This window comes from Microbacterium sp. LMI1x-1-1.1 (assembly GCF_040676205.1).
Classification (GTDB): Bacteria; Actinomycetota; Actinomycetes; order Actinomycetales; family Microbacteriaceae; genus Microbacterium; species Microbacterium aquilitoris.
This window is the reverse complement of the sequence record NZ_JBEGHM010000001.1, coordinates 1,090,581-1,106,118: the sequence shown is the minus strand read 5'-3', so window position 1 is coordinate 1,106,118 and position 15,538 is coordinate 1,090,581. Positions and strand designations below refer to the sequence as shown.

Here is a 15,538-nt window from a genome sequence, read left to right as displayed (position 1 = left end):
CTTTCGCGTCCGACCCCGTGGGAGGATCGGACCATGTTCGTCGTCGTGGGCGTCTCGGGCGGCATCGCCGCGTACAAAACGGTGCAGGTGGTCCGTGCACTGGTGACGAACGGGCACGAGGTGCACGTTGTTCCCACGGAGGACTCGCTGCGCTTCGTCGGGACCGCCACGTGGGAGGCGATCAGCCGCCATCCTGTCACGACGAGCGTGCACGACGACGTCGCCGAAGTCCGCCACGTCGCCCTCGGCACACAGGCCGATCTCGTGATCGTCGCGCCGGCGACCGCGAACACGCTCGCCAAGATGGCCGCCGGCATCTCCGACAACCTCCTCGGCGTCACCCTCCTCGCCACGACCGCGCCCGTCGTCGTCGCACCCGCCATGCACACCGCCATGTGGGACCACGCGGCGACGCAGGCCAACATCTCGACGCTCCGCTCGCGCGGCGTGCACATCGTCGGCCCCGCCGACGGGCCGCTGACCGGCGGCGACAGCGGACCCGGGCGCATGGTCGAGCCCGACGAGATCGTCGCGGCGGCCCTCGCTGCCGCCGGAGCCCCGGCATCCGATCTCGCGGAGCTGCGCGTCACGGTGTCGACCGGCGGCACGCGCGAACCCATCGACCCCGTCCGCTTCCTCGGCAACCGGTCCAGCGGAAAGCAGGGGGTGGCCGTCGCCCTCGCCGCCGCCGACCGCGGCGCGTACGTCCACCTCGTCGCTGCGCACGTCGACGAGGGTGTGCTCGACAAGGCCCTCCACCACCCGCGGATCGCCGTCGAACGTGCGTTGACCGCTGTCGAGATGGATGCCGCGATGCGCGCCGCGAGCACCGAGGCTGACGTCGTCGTCATGGCCGCCGCGGTCGCCGACTTCTCGGTCCCCGAGGTCTCGGACGTCAAGATCCGCAAGGAGGATGGCACCGTCACCCTCGATCTCGTCGAGAACCCCGACGTCCTCATCGGACTCGTCCGGGCGCGCCATCCGGGTCAGACGATCGTCGGTTTCGCGGCCGAGACGGCCGCCGACGACGCGGAGCTCCGCGAACGCGGCATCCGCAAACGGGCGCGCAAGGGCGTCGATCTGCTCGCCGTGAACCGCGTCGGCTGGCAGGAGGGCTTCGAGACGGCCGAGAACCGCGTGCTCTTCGTCGACGCCACCGACGAGGTCGCGTCGCAGGCGTCGGGGACCAAGCGCGTCGTCGCCGACGCCCTGTGGGACGCGGTCCTGCGCGTGCGCTGACCCTCTCGCGCTCGCGCGGAAGATAGCGGCATCCGATTCGGTTCGGGCTCCGAATCATCTGTGTGCCGCAGATACACACTCCCCTTCTCGCGCCCGTCGACGGGCATCGCAACGTCACGGACCTCCTCGTCCAGCGTGCCGAGAAGGCTCCCCACCACGCCGCGTTCGACGTCGCCACCGGCGACGGCTCGTGGCGGCAGGTATCCACCGTCCTGTTCCTCGGCGAGGTCCGCCGGCTCGCGAAGGGCTTCGTCGCCGCGGGTGTCGCCCCCGGCGACGCTCTCGCGATCATGGCCTCCACCCGCTACGAATGGGCCGTCACCGACCTCGCCGCCTGGTTCGCCGGTGCCGTCGTCGTGCCCGTGTACGAGACGTCGTCGCCCGTCCAGGTCGCCGGCATCGTCGCCGACGCCGGCGTCGTGCTGGGCGTCGGCGGAACCGAAGCCCAGACCCGCCGCCTCGCCGACGCCTTCGCCGAAACCGGCGCGGGACGCCTGGGCGCCTACGCGATGGACCCGGCCGACCGGGTGGCCGGCGGCATCCGGACCCTCGACGACCTGCGCTCGCGGGCCGACGACGTGACGGATGCCGACCTCGAGCGCCACCGCACGGCGGCCGACCTCGACGCACCCGCGACCATCGTCTACACCTCCGGCACGACCGGGGAGCCCAAGGGAGCCGTGCTCACGCACCGGAACTTCCTCGGCCAGGTGCTCAACATCGCCGCGGCCTACGGCGAGGTCGTCCACGAGCAGGGCAACACGATCATCTTCCTGCCGCTCGCGCACGTCCTCGCACGCGGACTGCAGCTCATCTGCCTCGCGAACGGCATGCGCATCGCGCATCTGAGCGACCCGAGCACGGTCGTCGAGACGCTGTCGGTCCTCCGGCCGACGTTCCTCGTCGTCGTCCCCCGCGTTCTGGAGCGCATTCAGGCAGCCGCCGCGCAGAAGGCGGATGCCGCGCACCTCGGCCGCGTGTGGCGCGCCGCTGTCGCGACCGCCGTCTCGGGCGGACGCGCGGCCGAGCAGCGCACGGACGGGCGGGCACCGGCATCCGTTCGTCAGCGCCTGTTCGAGACCCTGTTCTTCCGCCGCCTGCGCGCCGTGATGGGCGGACGGGTCGACTACATCCTCTCGGGCGGTGCGCGGCTCGACCCCGAGGTGTCGCTGTTCTTCCGCGGCATCGGGGTTCCCGTCATCGAGGGCTACGGCCTCACCGAGACGACCGCGCCGCTCACCGGCAACCTGCCCGGCGACATCCGTGCAGGCACGGTCGGTCGACCCCTCCCCGGCTCGACCGTCCGGATCGGCGACGACGGCGAGATCCTCGCGAAGGGGATCGGCGTCTTCCGCGGCTATCGCGACCCCGCGCACGACGCCGACGCCTTCGTCGACGGATTCTTCCGCACCGGCGACCTCGGCCGCTTCGACGCCGAAGGGCGGCTCATCATCGACGGCCGGGTCAAGGACGTCATCGTCACCTCGACCGGCAAGACCGTCGTCCCCGCCCCGTGGGAGTTCGCCGTCGAAGCGGACCCGCTCGTCTCGCACGCCGTCATGGTCGGCGAGGGACGGTCGTACCTCACCGCGCTCATCGTCCTCGATCCCGACGAGGCCGCCCGCCAGGGCGATGCGCCCGCCGCCGGCCAACTGCGCGAGATCCCCGACGAAGGCCTGCGGGCGCGGATCCAGCGGAGCATCGACGCCGCGAACGCGCTCGTCTCACGCAGCGAGCAGGTGCGCCGCTTCACGGTAATCGCCGCCGACCTCGCCGACACCACCATCATCACGCCGACGCTCAAGATCAAGCGCCGCGTCCTCCTCGAGCGCGGCTCCGACGTCGTCGCCGCCCTCTACAGCTGACCTTCCCCCGCCTCGAAAGGCCACCATGTCTTCGCAGAACCGTTCCGCCGTCATCACCGTCGTCGTCGGGCTCGTCATCGGCGCGCTCGTCGGGCTCGCGGGCAGCCAGGGAGGCGCGACCGTCGGCGGCATCCCGGTCTTCGCCCTCGCCGTCTCCGCCGCGTTCGCCGTGCAGGTGCTCGTCTACATCCCGTCGGCGATCGCTCGCACCGAGCGCTTCTTCGACGCCACCGGCAGCGCGACGTTCATCCTGGTCACGCTCGGCGTCACCCTCCTGTCGCCGTCGCCCGACGCCCGCTCGCTCGCCCTGGCGGCGATGGTGATCATCTGGGCGGCCCGCCTCGGCTCGTTCCTCTTCATCCGCATCCACCGCTCCGGCAGCGACGACCGCTTCGACGACATCAAGGTCCACCCGCTGTCGTTCCTGCGCGTCTGGATCATGCAGGGCCTCTGGGTCAGCATCACGGCCGCCGCGGCGTGGATCGCGATGGCGACCGAGCCCGCGGACCGCGTCTCGTTCGACGTGTTCGCCGGCATCGGCGTCGTGATCTGGATCGTCGGCATGCTCATCGAGGTCGTCGCCGACCTGCAGAAGAACGCGTTCAAGGCGGACCCCGCCAACAAGGGCCGCTTCATCCGGACCGGGCTGTGGTCGCGCTCCCGCCACCCCAACTACTTCGGCGAGATCCTCGCGTGGGTCGGCGTCGCGATCGTCGCCGCACCGGTCTTCGAGGGCTGGCAGTGGATCGGCCTGCTCTCGCCCGTGTTCGTGATCCTGCTGCTGACCCGGGTGAGCGGTATCCCGCTTCTCGAGAAGAAGGCCGACAAGCGCTGGGGAGGCGACGCCGACTACGAGGCGTACAAGACCGCGACGCCGGTCCTCGTGCCCTCGCTCGGACGCGCGAAGGTCGCCGCGCACTGACGCAGGTCAGCCGGGCTCGCCTCAGCCGAGCCCGGCGACCTTCGGCGCGGACGTGCCGTGCACGTGCTCGCCGAGGAAGCCGAACACCGTCTCGTACCAGACGACGGCATGCTGCGGCTTCAGCACCCAATGGTTCTCGTCGGGGAAGTACAGGAACCGGTGCACGGTCGACCCGTCGTCTTCGCCGAAGTGCTCGTTGAGCTCCGACCAGAGGCGCAGGCTCTCGCCGATCGGCACGCGGTAGTCGCGGTCGCCGTGGATCACGAGCAGCGGTGTGGAGATGTCCTTCACGTAGCGGTGCGGTGAGTTCAGGGCCATCGCCTCGGGCGTGAAGATCTCCTGCCAGTACGACGAAGCGTCGGTCGTCCCGGCGAACTGGTCGAGGGCCCACAGGCTCGCGTGGGTCACGATGGCGCGGAACCGGTCGGTGTGACCGGCGACCCAGTTCGCCATGTACCCGCCGAACGAGCCGCCCATCGCGGCCGTCTTCGTCTCGTCGATGTCCGCGCGCGCGACGACCTCGTCGGTGATCGACATGAGGTCGGTGTACGGCTTCTCGCCCCAGCTGTTCCAGCCCCGGGCGATGAACTCGAGGCCGTACCCGGTCGACAGCGCCGGGTCGGGCAGCAGCACGGCGTACCCGCGGGCGAGCGCGAGCTGCGGGCTCCAGCGCCAGCTCCAGGCGTTCCAGCTGTTCAGCGGCCCGCCGTGGATCCAGAGCAGGAGAGGTGCGGGGGATGCCGCATCCGCGCCCTCGGGCAGGAGCAGCCAGCCGCGCACCCGGGCGCCGTCCTCGGCGGTCGTCTCGACCTCGGTCATCGTTCCGGCGGGCGTGGGCAGCGCAGCCGGCGTCGCGAGCGCGGTCACGGTGCCGTCGGGGTCGATGCGGACCGGATGCGGCGGCACCATCCACGACGAGCGGAGCGCCACGAGCGCGCCCGTCGCGCGGTCGACGGACACGTTCGAGTACGCGTGGTCGTCGGTCGTGAGCTGCACGGGAGCGCCGCCGTCGAGCGGCACGCGGAAGACGGGGCCTCGCCCGTCCTGGTCGGCGGTCACGATGAGCGCGGTGTCGTCGTGCGCGAACGCGATGCTGGTCGGCCAGCGGTCCCAGCCCTCCGCGATCCGGCGCGGCTCCGAGCCGTCGATGCCGGCGATCCAGAGCTCCTGATCGGCGGGGCCGGTCGGGTCCGAGAACGCCGCCCGCCCGTAGGCGATCGACCGGCCGTCGTGGCTGACGGCCGGCGACTCGAAGTACGTCGACCGCTCCTCGAACAGGGTCGTGTGCGCGCCCGACGCGACGTCGATCGAGACGATCGCGAACCGCTCGGCGCGGCCCTGCGGGAAGCGCATCGCGGCGATGAGCGTGCGGCCGTCGGGGGTGAGCGCCGTCCCGGCGGTGTCCGCCGTGCGGCCGGGGGCGGGCGTCAGGTCACGCGGGCGCGGAAGCGACGCGGGGTAGGGGGTCGTGGCATCCGGTTCGTCCTCCGCCGTGTCCGAAGCGGCGAGCGATCCGATCGTCTCGGCGAGCGCGTCGAGGTCGAGCGAGAGCAGGTGCGGCTCGGCGGGTCCGAGGTCGTGGTCCCAGTAGCGGACCGGGTAGGTCGTGTGCAGGATCGCGGAGAGCTTGCGCTTCTTCCGCTCGGCCCGCAGCTTCGCGTCGGCCTCGAGCGAGTCCGCCGACGGCAGCAGGTCGGCGGCGAGGACAGCGACGGATGCCGCATCCGCGACGGCCGCGATGCCCGACACTCCCCCGGCCAGGCGCGTGATCGCGCGCGCATCGCCGCCGTTCGCGGGGAGGAGCCAGAGCTGCGCGGCCTCGTCCTCACCATCGCCCTCCGCATCGGGACGGGCGCTCACGAACAGCAGGTCGCCGTCCGCGGTGAACGCGGCGCCCTGCTCGCCCTTCGCCGAGCGGGTCAGCCGGCGGGGCGTGCCGCCACCGGTCGCCGGGACCTCCCACAGCGCCCGGTCGTATCCGGTCTTGTCCTTGTTCAGGGTCGCGACCGTGAGGACGGCGCGGGTGCCGTCGGGCGAGAGCGCGACGGCGTCGATGCGGGGCAGGGCGATGTAGTCCTCGAGCGAGGCGAAGGGGTTCTGCGGCATCCCTCCACGCTAACCGCGGACCCCGTCGCGGCGACAGGGTCGGTTCAGCGGAGCAGGTCGGCGCTCGAGCAGACGGTGGCGAACTCCCCGTCGAGGTTCGTCGCCGTGATCGCCGCGAGCGTCGCTGCGGTGACGACGGTGCCGTCGGGCGCCGTCCGGTCGAACGAGTGGGTGGCGTCGAGGGCGAAGTACACGTCGTAGCCGAGGTTGCCACCCACGCGGGCCGTCGTCTCGCAACAGTGGTTCGTCGAGATGCCCGTGACGACGATCTGCTCGATCCCGTTCGCGCGCAGCCACGCGTCGAGGTCGGGCGTCCCGTGGAACGACGAGTTCACGCTCTTCGTGACGAGCAGATCCGGGATGCCGGTGACCTCCGGCTTGAGGTCGTTGCCCGGCTGGCCGGGTCGAAGCGGCGACACCGGCGACGTCGAGTCGTGCCGGACGAACACGACCGGCCAGCCGCGCTCACGCCACCGCTCGAGCAGTGTGGCGATGTTCGCCTCGCACTCGGGGTTGTCGCGCTCGCCCCATTGCGCGGAGTCGTCGAAGCCGCGCTGCACGTCGATGACGACGAGCGCAGCGCGGTCGAGGGTGAGGTGTCGCGGCGGGATCTGCACGAGTCGAGCCTGGCACGCGACTCTCCTGTGCGGCGGTCAGGGAGCGGCGGGATCCTGCCAGGCTTGGTGCTCGAGGCATCCGGTGTCAAGGGTGTCCTCGGACGTTGCGGCGTCGACGACCGTGGAGGGATGCCACGCCGCTCCACCTCTGCATCGTCCGCTCCCGATCGCGCCGAGGTCGAGCGCGTCGCCGCCGAGCGGTTCGGACTGACGCACCTGCGCCCGGCGCAGCTCGACGCGATCGAAGCGGCTGCCGGCGGGCGCGACGTGTTGGTCGTCTGGGCGACCGGATCGGGCAAGTCCGCCGTCTACCAGGTGACCGCAGCGCTGCGGCCCGGCGTCACCGTCGTCGTGTCTCCGCTCATCGCGTTGCAGGAGGACCAGCTCGCCGGTCTCGCGCACGCCCCCGATGCGCCGAAGGCCGTGGCCCTCAACTCCGGGCGGGGCGAGAAGGCCCGCGCCGAGGCGTGGCGCCGCCTGCGCGAGGGCGAGGCGACCTACGTGCTCCTCGCACCCGAGCAACTGGCAGGCGACGAGGTCGTCGCCGAGCTCGCCACCCTCGACATCGCGCTCCTCGCCGTCGACGAGGCGCACTGCATCGCCTCGTGGGGGCACGACTTCCGTCCCGATTACCTCGGTCTCGGCGAGGTCGCCGAGCGCCTCGGGCGGCCACCGATCCTCGCGCTGACCGCGACGGCATCCACCCCCGTCCGCGAGGAGATCGCGGCCCGCCTCGGACTCGACGACCCCTCCATCCACATCGGCGACGTCGACCGACCGTCGATCCGCCTCGGCGTCCGACGGCACGGCGACGACCGCGAGAAGCGTGCCGCCGTGGTCGACGAGGTCGCCTCGCTTCCCGTCCCGGGGCTCCTCTACACATCGACGCGGCGCTCGGCGGAGCAGTACGCCGACGACCTGACCGAGCGCGGCAAGCGGGCCCGGGCGTACCACGCCGGTCTCCCGTCGAAGGAGCGGGCGGAGGTGCACCGGCAGTTCCTCTGCGACGAGCTCGACGTCGTCGTTGCGACGAGCGCGTTCGGCATGGGGATCGACAAGGAGAACGTGCGCTTCGTCATCCACGCCGACGTGCCCGAATCGATCGACGCCTACTTCCAGGAGCTCGGGCGCGCCGGCCGCGACGGCGAGGAGGCCCACGGCACGCTGCACTACCGTGCCGAGGACCTCGCGCTGCGGCGCTACTTCGCGACGAAGAATCCGGATGCCGCCGAGCTCCGCCGCCTCATGCGGGCGATGTCGACGCGGGCACGTCTGAAGTCCGCTCTCGCGAAAGAGTCCGGACTCTCGCCGCGCCGCGTCACGGGACTGCTCACCCTGCTGATCGACACCGGATCGGCGCGCGCGTCGAAGTCCGGGGTGGCGCTGCGGCGGAACCTCGACGAGCGCGCGGCCGTGAAGGCGGCGCTCGAGCGGGTCGACGAGCGCGAGCGGATCGAGCGCTCCCGCATCGAGACGATGCGGGAGTACGCCGAGACGCGGCGCTGCCGGCGGCAGGTGCTGCTCGGCTACTTCGGGCAGGACCTCGACGAGCCATGCGGCAACTGCGACACCTGCGCGGCAGGAGCAGCCGACGCTGGGCGGGAACCGGCATCCGCTTCGGACGCGGGATTCGAGATCGATGAGAAGGTGTCGCACCGCGAGTGGGGCGCCGGCACCGTCGTCTCGATCGACGACGACCGCATGCGGGTGTTCTTCGACAGCGAGGGCTACAAGGTGCTCTCGCTCGAGATCGTCGAGCGAGAGCACCTACTCAAGGCGGGCTGACGTGCCGAGTGCAGGTCCAGAGGTAGTTTGGGGCCGCCACGGCCGCCGTTTCGCACGCTGAACCTGCATCGGGCGCGGCGACCGAGCCCCAGGGCCGAACGCCCCTCAGACCTCGATGCCGACGGCGGAGCCGCGGTGTGCCGAGTGCAGGTCAGGAGGCCGCTTCAGGCCCGTACGGGCCGTGCAGCGCGCGCTGAACGTGCACTCGGCACAGCGAACGCCCCTCAGACCTCGATGCCGACGGCGGTCGAGCAGCGGGCGAGCTCGTCGGCCGACAGCTCGAGGGTGCGCGCCTGGAACGAGTCGGTGATGGATGCCGGGCGGCTCGCCCCGGGGATGGGGATGACGGTCTCGCCGAGCGACAGCTCCCAGGCGAGCACGACCTGCTGCGGGCTCACGCCGTGCGCCTGGCCGATCTCGGCGATCACCGTGAACCGCTCCCCGATCGAGCCGGCGCCGCCGATGCCGCCGAGCGGGCTCCACGGCAGGAAGGCGATGCCGTTCTCGACGCAGTACCGGAGTTCGCCGTAGCTGCCGGGATGCCGCGGCGAGAACTCGTTCTGCACGCTCGTGAGGTTCCCCTCACCGAGGACCTCCTGTGCGATCTGGATCTCCTCGACGCTGGCGTTCGAGATGCCGACCGTGCGGACGAGTCCCTCGTCCTGCAGCGTCTTGAGGTTCTGCATGACCTCGCCGTAGACCATCCAGCGGTCGGGACGGTGGTACTGGTACAGGTCGATCACCTCGACCTGCAGGTTCTTCAGCGACTTCTGCACAGCGCTCCGGAGGTACTCCAGAGATCCGTCGCGACCGAAGTCCTTCTCGGCCGTCCGGGTGATGCCGCCCTTCGTGGCGACGACGATCGACGACCGGTCGCCGTCCCAGCCGGCGAGCGCGTCGGCGACGATCCGCTCGTTGTGGCCCATCTCGTCCCAGCTGGGGGCGTAGATGTCGGCGGTGTCGATGAGCGTCACGCCCGCGTCGAGCGCCGCGCGCACCGTCGCGACGGCGTCGTCGTGCGAGGGCAGGCCGTTGCCGTTCATCGACACCGGCATCGCGCCGAGTCCGATGGCCGAGACGGTGAACGGTCCGAGTGTGCGCTGCGACATGAGTCTCCTTCGACGGGGTGGGGTGCGGCATCCACCCTGCCAGTCGACACCGCCCGGCGCGACGACCCTTGACAGATCAGCCCGCGGTCAGCTGCTCCCGCACCTGTCGGCGCAGCACCTTGCCGATCTGCGAGCGCGGCAGATCGTCGAGTTGCACGACCTTGCGGGGCACCTTGTAGGCGGCGAGGTGCGAGCGGGCGAAGTCCTTGAGGGCGGATGCCTCGAACGCCGTCCCCGGCTTCATGACGACAGCCGCGACCACGTCCTCGCCGCCGGTGGCCCGTGGGACGCCCACGACCGCGGCGGACTCGACGTCGGGGTGCAGGGTCAGGACCTGCTCGACTTCGCTCGGGCTGACGTTGAACCCGCCCGTGATGATGAGCTCCTTGACGCGGTCGACGACGGTGACGAAGCCGTCCTCCGAGACGGTGACGATGTCGCCGGTGCGCAGCCATCCGCCGTCGAGGAGGACCGCGGCGGTCTCCTCGGGGCGGCGCCAGTAGCCCTGGAACACCTGCGGCCCGCGGATGAGGAGCTCGCCCGCCTCACCGGCGGGACGGTCGACGTTGGGGTCGTCGGGGTCGACCACCCGGATGTCCGTGCTGGGGAACGGCACGCCGACGGTGCCCGGGCGGCGCGTCGGGCCGATCGGGTTGCCGAGGGCGACCGGCGAAGTCTCGGTCATGCCGTAGCCCTCGACGAGCAGGCCGCCCGTGACCTCCTCCCACCGGGTCACGGTCGGGACCGGGAGGCTCATGGCACCCGAGATCGCGAAGCGGATCGTCGAGAGGTCGACGCCCTTGCGGGTGCTGGCCCGCGACAGCGCGTCGTAGATCGGCGGCACGCCCGGCAGGAACGTCGGCGGAGACTTCTTCAACGCGCCCACGACGAGGTCGACGTCGAACTTGGGGAACAGCACGATCCGCGCCCCGATCGACACCGCGAAGGTGAGGCAGAGGGTCAGCCCGTAGGCGTGGAACATCGGGAGGACGGCGTAGAACGTCTCTTCGCCCTCGGTCAGCCCCGGCACCCACGCGCGCCCCTGCTCCGCGTTCGAGCGGAGGTTCCGGTGCGAGAGGACGGCGGCCTTCGGCATCCCGGTCGTCCCGCTCGTGAGCTGCAGGAGCGCGGTGTCGTCGAGGACGGGCCGCGCGTACTTGCGGGGCAGCCGGCGGGCGTTCGTGAACTGCGACCACCGGATGATCCCCCGCGCGGTCGGCTTCGAGGTCAGCGCCTCGCGTCGCTCGCGGAGGGCGGGGACGGGCAGGCGCAGGGCGGTGCGCGATGCCCAGGGCAGGGCGTCGGTCATGTCGACGGCGACGATCGCGGCGGGCGCGATGTCGCTCGGGAACTCGGCGACCATGTCGGCGATCTTGTCCCAGACGATCGCGACGACGGCCTCGTGCACCTCGAACTGGTGCCGCAGCTCACGGGCCGTGTAGGTCGGGTTGTGCTCGACGACGATCGCGCCGATGCGCAGCGCGGCGTAGAACGCGACGATGTGCTGCGGGCAGTTCGGGAGGACGAGCGCGACGCGGTCGCCGGCGCTGACGCCGAGCTTGCGCAGGGCGTTCGCCGCGCGCGAGACCTGCTCGCCGAGTTCGGCGTAGGTGGTTTCGGCGCCGAAGAACTCGGTCGCGACCTTCGACCCGTAGCGCGCGACCGAGTGGTCGAGCAGGTCGACGAGCGTCTCGTCGACGGGGTCGATGTCTGCGGGGACGCCGGGCGCGTAAGCGGCCAGCCAGGGGCGTTCCTGCAGATCGGATGCCGGCGGTGTCGAAGTCATCGTCGTGTGTCCTCCTCGGTGTCCCGCCAGCGTAGGGCGGTTTTTCGATGCGTCTGCTGTGCGTCCGCTACGCGCGTTCGAATCCGGCGAGCCCCGCGGCGAACACCCGGATGACATCGTCGACGTGGTCGTCGTCTCCGGTCGCGAGCCACCACGCGGCGAGTCCCTCGGCCGCCGCATGCACGACGGCCACGAGCGTCGCCGTCGGCGCGGTGAGCACACCGCCCCGGGACGCGATCCACGCCTCGACGAGCCGCTCGATCTCCCCGCGGACAGCCTCGGTCTCGGCGCGCGCGGCACCGGCGAGCGCCTCGGATGAGCGAGCCATCGCGGTGAGCTCGGCGAGGCGTTCGTGACGTACGCGCTCGCGCCGCAGCTCGGCGACGAAGGTGTGGAGCGCCGCAGCGACGGCATCGCCGAGGGGGAGCGGTGCGAGCGGCTCGGCCCACAGCCGGCGCGTCAGCAGCCCGGACTCCCGCTCGAGCAGGGCGGTCACGAGATCGGCCTTCGACCCAAAGGCGTAGCTCACGACGCGGTGGGCTACGCCCGCTCGCTGCGCGACGCTGCGGAGCGACAGCGCGGCGACCCCGTCGTGCACCATCACCTCGACCGCGGCGTCGAGCAGCTGGCGTCGGCGATCGTCGACGTCGAGATAGGTCCGGCGAGGTGACGGGTCGTTCACAGTGATCTCCGAGCGTGCGGCGCGTGGTGGCATCCATATTAGTTTTATCCACTCGGACCAATTGAGGAGATCTCATGATCAGCGTGACCCCCGCCCGCGCCACCGACCTCGCTCCCGCCGCCGCGATCCTCGCCGAAGCGTTCGCGCAGGACCCCGTCATGGCGGCCGTCGTGCCGGGCACGCGGCGTCGGCACGAACGGCTCACCGATCTGTTCCACGGCCTGCTCGCCAGTGGGCCGTACGCGACGGGCACGGTCGACCTCGCGCGCGATGCGGACGGCACGATCCTCGGCGTCGCCGCGTGGGAGGGGCCGCACGCCGAGCGGGGGGCGCTCGCACGCCAGGCGTCGGAGCTCCCCCGCTTCGCGCGGGCGCTCGGCTGGCTCGGGATGCCGCGGGCCCTCTCCCTGCTCTCTCGCCTCGCGCGCCACCGGCCGCGCGCCCCGCACTGGTACCTCGCCGAGATCGGGGTGAGCGCCGCGGCGCGCGGCAGGGGCGTGGGCGGGGCGCTGCTGTCGGCGCAGCTCGACACGCTCGACACCACACGTCAGAGCGCGTACCTCGAATCCTCCACTCCCGACAACCGTCGCCTCTACCGACGCCTCGGGTTCGAGGAGCTCAGCCCGATCGAGGGCGTGCCGGGGGCGCGGCCGGTCGCGATGCTGAGGCTGCCCGCCGCGCGATAGCGTGCTGGCATGGACCGATCGGGCGATGACCAGTGGCGTCCGCTCGTGGCCGCGCTCGCGAACGACCGCGTTCGCGAGGCGTTCGCCCGGCTGACACTCGGGGCCACTGCGGACGACGCCCTCGAGGGCCTGTCGCCGTCGCGTCGGCGCCACGTGGTCGAGACGCTGCAGCGCGCCGGGCTGCTCACGGATGACCTGCGGGCGGACGGCGGGGCGTTCGCCCGCGCCCTGGCAGCTGCGCCTTCCGCGCCGAGGCCGACGGGCGTCGCGCGCTACCTCTCACCTGACGGACGTTTGATCGGGTATCCGTCGAATCCGGACGAACGCCGCGAACTGCTGATCCTCCTCGCCGCCCGCATCCTCGCCCCCGGCGAGGTCCTGGACGAGCGCGGGATCAACGAGCGGCTCGAAGCCCTCACCGACGACGTCGCCGCCCTCCGGCGGCACCTCGTCGACCACGACCTCGTCGAACGCACGCGGTCGGGTACCGAGTACGCGCTGGTCGTCGACCCGTCCTCATAGGAGACGCTCTGCCGGCGCCGTCAACCGCTATGCGGACGGCCGCCTCCGGGTGTGCACTGGTGCGGTGAACTCGCTCCCGTTCTGGCTGGTCGTCGTCGTCTTCGTCGCAGCCGCCGCCGTCGTCTGGGTCGCCGGCATCCAACTCTCGAAGACCACCGACGTGCTCGACGCGCGCTGGCACATCGGCAGCGCCTTCGGCGGGCTGATCATCCTCGCCGTCGCGACGAACCTGCCCGAGATCGCCATCACGGTCAGCGCCGCTGCGGCGGGCAACCTCGGGGTGGCGGTCGGCAACATCCTCGGTGGCATCGCACTGCAGACCGTCGTCCTCGTCGTGCTCGACGCGTTCGGCCGCCGGGGCCGCGGGGTGAAGCCGTTGACCTACCGCGCGGCATCCCTCGTGCTGGTCCTCGAAGGGCTCGTCGTGGTGGCCGTGCTCGCGGCCGTCGTGGCCGGCAGCCAGCTGCCGGAAGGACTCGTCGCCCTGCGCCTCACGCCGGACGTCGTCCTCATCACCGCGCTCTGGATCGCGGGCCTGCTGCTCGTGCAGCGCGCCGGTCGCCACCTGCCCTGGAGCGGCAGCGGAACCGTCGACGACGCGTCGCCGCACACCCCCGGACACCGCCGCTCGAAGCCGCAGCACCCCCACAAGAGCCGGCCGACATGGCTGGTCGTCACGATCTTCCTGGTCGCCGCCGCGGCGACGCTCGGCGCCGGTGTGGTCCTCGAGCGCGCCGGCGACGCCATCGCCGAGGACATCGGGCTCTCGGGCGTCCTGTTCGGCGCCACGTTCCTCGCCCTCGCGACCTCGCTCCCCGAGATCTCCACGGGCCTGCAGGCGATCCGGCAGGGCGACGACAACCTCGCGATGAGCGACATCTTCGGGGGCAACGCGTTCCTCCCGGTGCTCTTCCTCGTCGCGACCGTCATCTCGGGCCAGGCCATCCTGCCGCGCGCGGGCGCGACGGACATCTACCTCACCGCGCTCGCTGCCCTGCTGACCCTGGTCTACGTGGTCGGGCTCATCTTCCGTCCTTCGCGGCGGGTGCTGGGGATGGGCGTCGATTCGCTGACGGTCCTCGTGCTCTACGCGGTGGGGGTCGCGGGCCTGTTCGCGGTCGCCTCCGGCTGAGTCCGTCCGGTCAGTCGTACGACGCGAACACGCGCCGCTCGACACCGTCGAGGCGCATCGTCCCGCCGTAGGGCACGATCCACTGCGGACGCGTGTGCCCGAAGGGCACGCCGACGCAGACGACGGCGTCGGGGTTGTAGCGGGCGACGAGCCGGATGACCACCTCGCGCTGCGCCTCGCGGCGCGCGCGCCGGGTCTCGGCATCCGGTTCGTCGCCGAATGTGCTGACCGGCGGCCGCGCGACGACGACGCCCGCGACGACGCCGAGCACGCCGCGCTCGCCCAGTGCGCGGACCCAGCGGGCGACGAGGCGGGGCGAGGGCAGTTCCTCACTCGTCTCCAGCAGGAGGATGCCGCCACGGAGGTCCTCGAGCTCCGGCATCCGTCCCGCCAGGCCGATCTCGTCGAGCACGTCGAGGCACCCGCCCCACGTGCGGCCCTCGACGACCCGCGCCGGCCCGGACCACGTCCACGGCTCGGTCGGGACGCGGTCGCCGTACGAGGTCAGCGCCCGCGGGTCGAGCCAGTCCACACCGGTGTCCTCCGATTCGCCCGGTTCGGTCAGCTCGAGCTCGCCGCCGTCGAACAGCGCGGCGCGCAGCGACTGCAGATGGATGCCGTCGACCCCCGGCCCCGCGCCGATGTGCACCTGCGTCGACCCACCGTAGAAGCCGGGCACACCCGCCTGCCAGAGGGCGTTCAGCAGGTGCGTGTTGTCGCTGTACCCGACGAACGGCTTCGGGTCGGCGAGCGCACCCGCGAGGTCGACATGCGGCACGACCGTGATCTGGTCGTCCCCGCCGATGCTCGCGAAGACGGCACGGACGTCGGATGCCGCGAGCGCGGCCTCGACGTCGGTGGCGCGGGCGCGCGGGTCGGCCCCCAGCATCCGCGTCGTCGGATACTCGACCGGCTCGAGCCCGAGTTCGTCGCGGATGCGGCGGAGCGCCTGCTCGTGCACCGCGGGGGCGAAGCCGGGGGCCGCGAACGACGGCGAGAGCACGGCGACGCGGTCGCCGGGGCGGAGCTTCGAAAGGGTTCGGAATGAGCGGGGCACGCCCTCATCGTGGCATCCGAGGACCGTCAC

13 protein-coding genes are annotated in these 15,538 nt (G+C 71.9%); 7 read left to right on the top strand and 6 right to left on the bottom strand.

Annotated features, from left to right (window positions below; translation table 11 throughout):
* The first annotated feature begins 33 nt into the window (after nt 1–33).
* The 3 genes from coaBC (at nt 34) to MRBLMI1x_RS05340 (ending at nt 4,026) form a co-directional block, all read left to right on the top strand.
* The gene (coaBC, locus tag MRBLMI1x_RS05350; RefSeq protein ID WP_363456896.1) at nt 34–1,239 is read left to right on the top strand and encodes a bifunctional phosphopantothenoylcysteine decarboxylase/phosphopantothenate--cysteine ligase CoaBC; all 1,206 of its coding nucleotides are present in this window, start codon (nt 34–36) and stop codon (nt 1,237–1,239) included.
* A gap of 62 nt (nt 1,240–1,301) precedes the next feature.
* The gene (locus MRBLMI1x_RS05345) at nt 1,302–3,104 is read left to right on the top strand and encodes an AMP-dependent synthetase/ligase (protein WP_363456893.1); all 1,803 of its coding nucleotides are present in this window, start codon (nt 1,302–1,304) and stop codon (nt 3,102–3,104) included.
* 25 nt (nt 3,105–3,129) lie between these two features.
* Nucleotides 3,130–4,026, top strand: coding sequence for a DUF1295 domain-containing protein (locus tag MRBLMI1x_RS05340; RefSeq protein WP_363456890.1), 897 nt, complete (start codon nt 3,130–3,132; stop codon nt 4,024–4,026).
* 21 nt (nt 4,027–4,047) lie between these two features.
* Here MRBLMI1x_RS05340 and MRBLMI1x_RS05335 read toward each other — a convergent pair whose 3' ends face one another.
* Nucleotides 4,048–6,132, bottom strand: a complete 2,085-nt coding sequence (locus MRBLMI1x_RS05335) for a S9 family peptidase (RefSeq protein WP_363456887.1) — start codon at nt 6,130–6,132, stop codon at nt 4,048–4,050.
* A gap of 44 nt (nt 6,133–6,176) precedes the next feature.
* The gene (locus tag MRBLMI1x_RS05330) at nt 6,177–6,749 is read right to left on the bottom strand and encodes a cysteine hydrolase family protein (protein WP_363456884.1); all 573 of its coding nucleotides are present in this window, start codon (nt 6,747–6,749) and stop codon (nt 6,177–6,179) included.
* A gap of 66 nt (nt 6,750–6,815) precedes the next feature.
* Between MRBLMI1x_RS05330 and MRBLMI1x_RS05325 the strand changes: the two genes are divergently transcribed.
* Nucleotides 6,816–8,534, top strand: coding sequence for a RecQ family ATP-dependent DNA helicase (locus tag MRBLMI1x_RS05325; RefSeq protein WP_414685568.1), 1,719 nt, complete (start codon nt 6,816–6,818; stop codon nt 8,532–8,534).
* Between the two features lie 224 nt (nt 8,535–8,758).
* Here MRBLMI1x_RS05325 and MRBLMI1x_RS05320 read toward each other — a convergent pair whose 3' ends face one another.
* The 3 genes from MRBLMI1x_RS05320 to MRBLMI1x_RS05310 form a co-directional block, all read right to left on the bottom strand.
* Nucleotides 8,759–9,643 carry an aldo/keto reductase gene (locus tag MRBLMI1x_RS05320; RefSeq protein ID WP_363456878.1) on the bottom strand — a complete coding sequence of 295 codons (885 nt, stop codon included), beginning with the start codon at nt 9,641–9,643 and terminating at the stop codon, nt 8,759–8,761.
* A 76-nt stretch (nt 9,644–9,719) separates the two neighbouring features.
* Nucleotides 9,720–11,429: a long-chain-fatty-acid--CoA ligase gene (locus MRBLMI1x_RS05315; protein ID WP_018185493.1), complete on the bottom strand. Its 1,710-nt coding sequence runs from the start codon at nt 11,427–11,429 to the stop codon at nt 9,720–9,722.
* A 67-nt stretch (nt 11,430–11,496) separates the two neighbouring features.
* On the bottom strand, nt 11,497–12,111 hold the full coding sequence (locus MRBLMI1x_RS05310) for a TetR/AcrR family transcriptional regulator (RefSeq protein ID WP_363456875.1): 615 nt from the start codon (nt 12,109–12,111) through the stop codon (nt 11,497–11,499).
* A 74-nt stretch (nt 12,112–12,185) separates the two neighbouring features.
* On the opposite strand from MRBLMI1x_RS05310, the gene MRBLMI1x_RS05305 reads away from it, so the two are divergent.
* The 3 genes from MRBLMI1x_RS05305 (at nt 12,186) to MRBLMI1x_RS05295 (ending at nt 14,451) form a co-directional block, all read left to right on the top strand.
* Nucleotides 12,186–12,797 (top strand): GNAT family N-acetyltransferase, encoded by a 612-nt coding sequence (locus tag MRBLMI1x_RS05305; RefSeq protein WP_018185495.1) that lies wholly within the window; start codon nt 12,186–12,188, stop codon nt 12,795–12,797.
* 9 nt (nt 12,798–12,806) lie between these two features.
* Complete coding sequence (locus MRBLMI1x_RS05300; protein WP_363456867.1) at nt 12,807–13,319, top strand: DUF2087 domain-containing protein; 513 nt, start codon at nt 12,807–12,809, stop codon at nt 13,317–13,319.
* 64 nt (nt 13,320–13,383) lie between these two features.
* A complete protein-coding gene (locus MRBLMI1x_RS05295; RefSeq protein ID WP_363456864.1) occupies nt 13,384–14,451 on the top strand; it encodes a sodium:calcium antiporter in 1,068 nt (355 codons plus the stop codon).
* Nucleotides 14,452–14,461: 10 nt separating this feature from the next.
* Here MRBLMI1x_RS05295 and MRBLMI1x_RS05290 read toward each other — a convergent pair whose 3' ends face one another.
* Nucleotides 14,462–15,508 carry an LD-carboxypeptidase gene (locus MRBLMI1x_RS05290; protein ID WP_363456861.1) on the bottom strand — a complete coding sequence of 349 codons (1,047 nt, stop codon included), beginning with the start codon at nt 15,506–15,508 and terminating at the stop codon, nt 14,462–14,464.
* Nucleotides 15,509–15,538 lie beyond the last annotated feature (30 nt).

Bases quoted from the DNA above. Each gene is read 5' to 3' on its own strand.
- coaBC (WP_363456896.1), top strand. From the start codon at position 34: ATGTTCGTCGTCGTGGGCGTCTCGGGCGGCATCGCCGCGTACAAAACG.
- MRBLMI1x_RS05340 (WP_363456890.1), top strand. From the start codon at position 3,130: ATGTCTTCGCAGAACCGTTCCGCCGTCATCACCGTCGTCGTCGGGCTC.
- MRBLMI1x_RS05335 (WP_363456887.1), bottom strand. From the start codon at position 6,132: ATGCCGCAGAACCCCTTCGCCTCGCTCGAGGACTACATCGCCCTGCCC.
- MRBLMI1x_RS05320 (WP_363456878.1), bottom strand. From the start codon at position 9,643: ATGTCGCAGCGCACACTCGGACCGTTCACCGTCTCGGCCATCGGACTC.
- MRBLMI1x_RS05315 (WP_018185493.1), bottom strand. From the start codon at position 11,429: ATGACTTCGACACCGCCGGCATCCGATCTGCAGGAACGCCCCTGGCTG.
- MRBLMI1x_RS05305 (WP_018185495.1), top strand. From the start codon at position 12,186: ATGATCAGCGTGACCCCCGCCCGCGCCACCGACCTCGCTCCCGCCGCC.
- MRBLMI1x_RS05300 (WP_363456867.1), top strand. From the start codon at position 12,807: ATGGACCGATCGGGCGATGACCAGTGGCGTCCGCTCGTGGCCGCGCTC.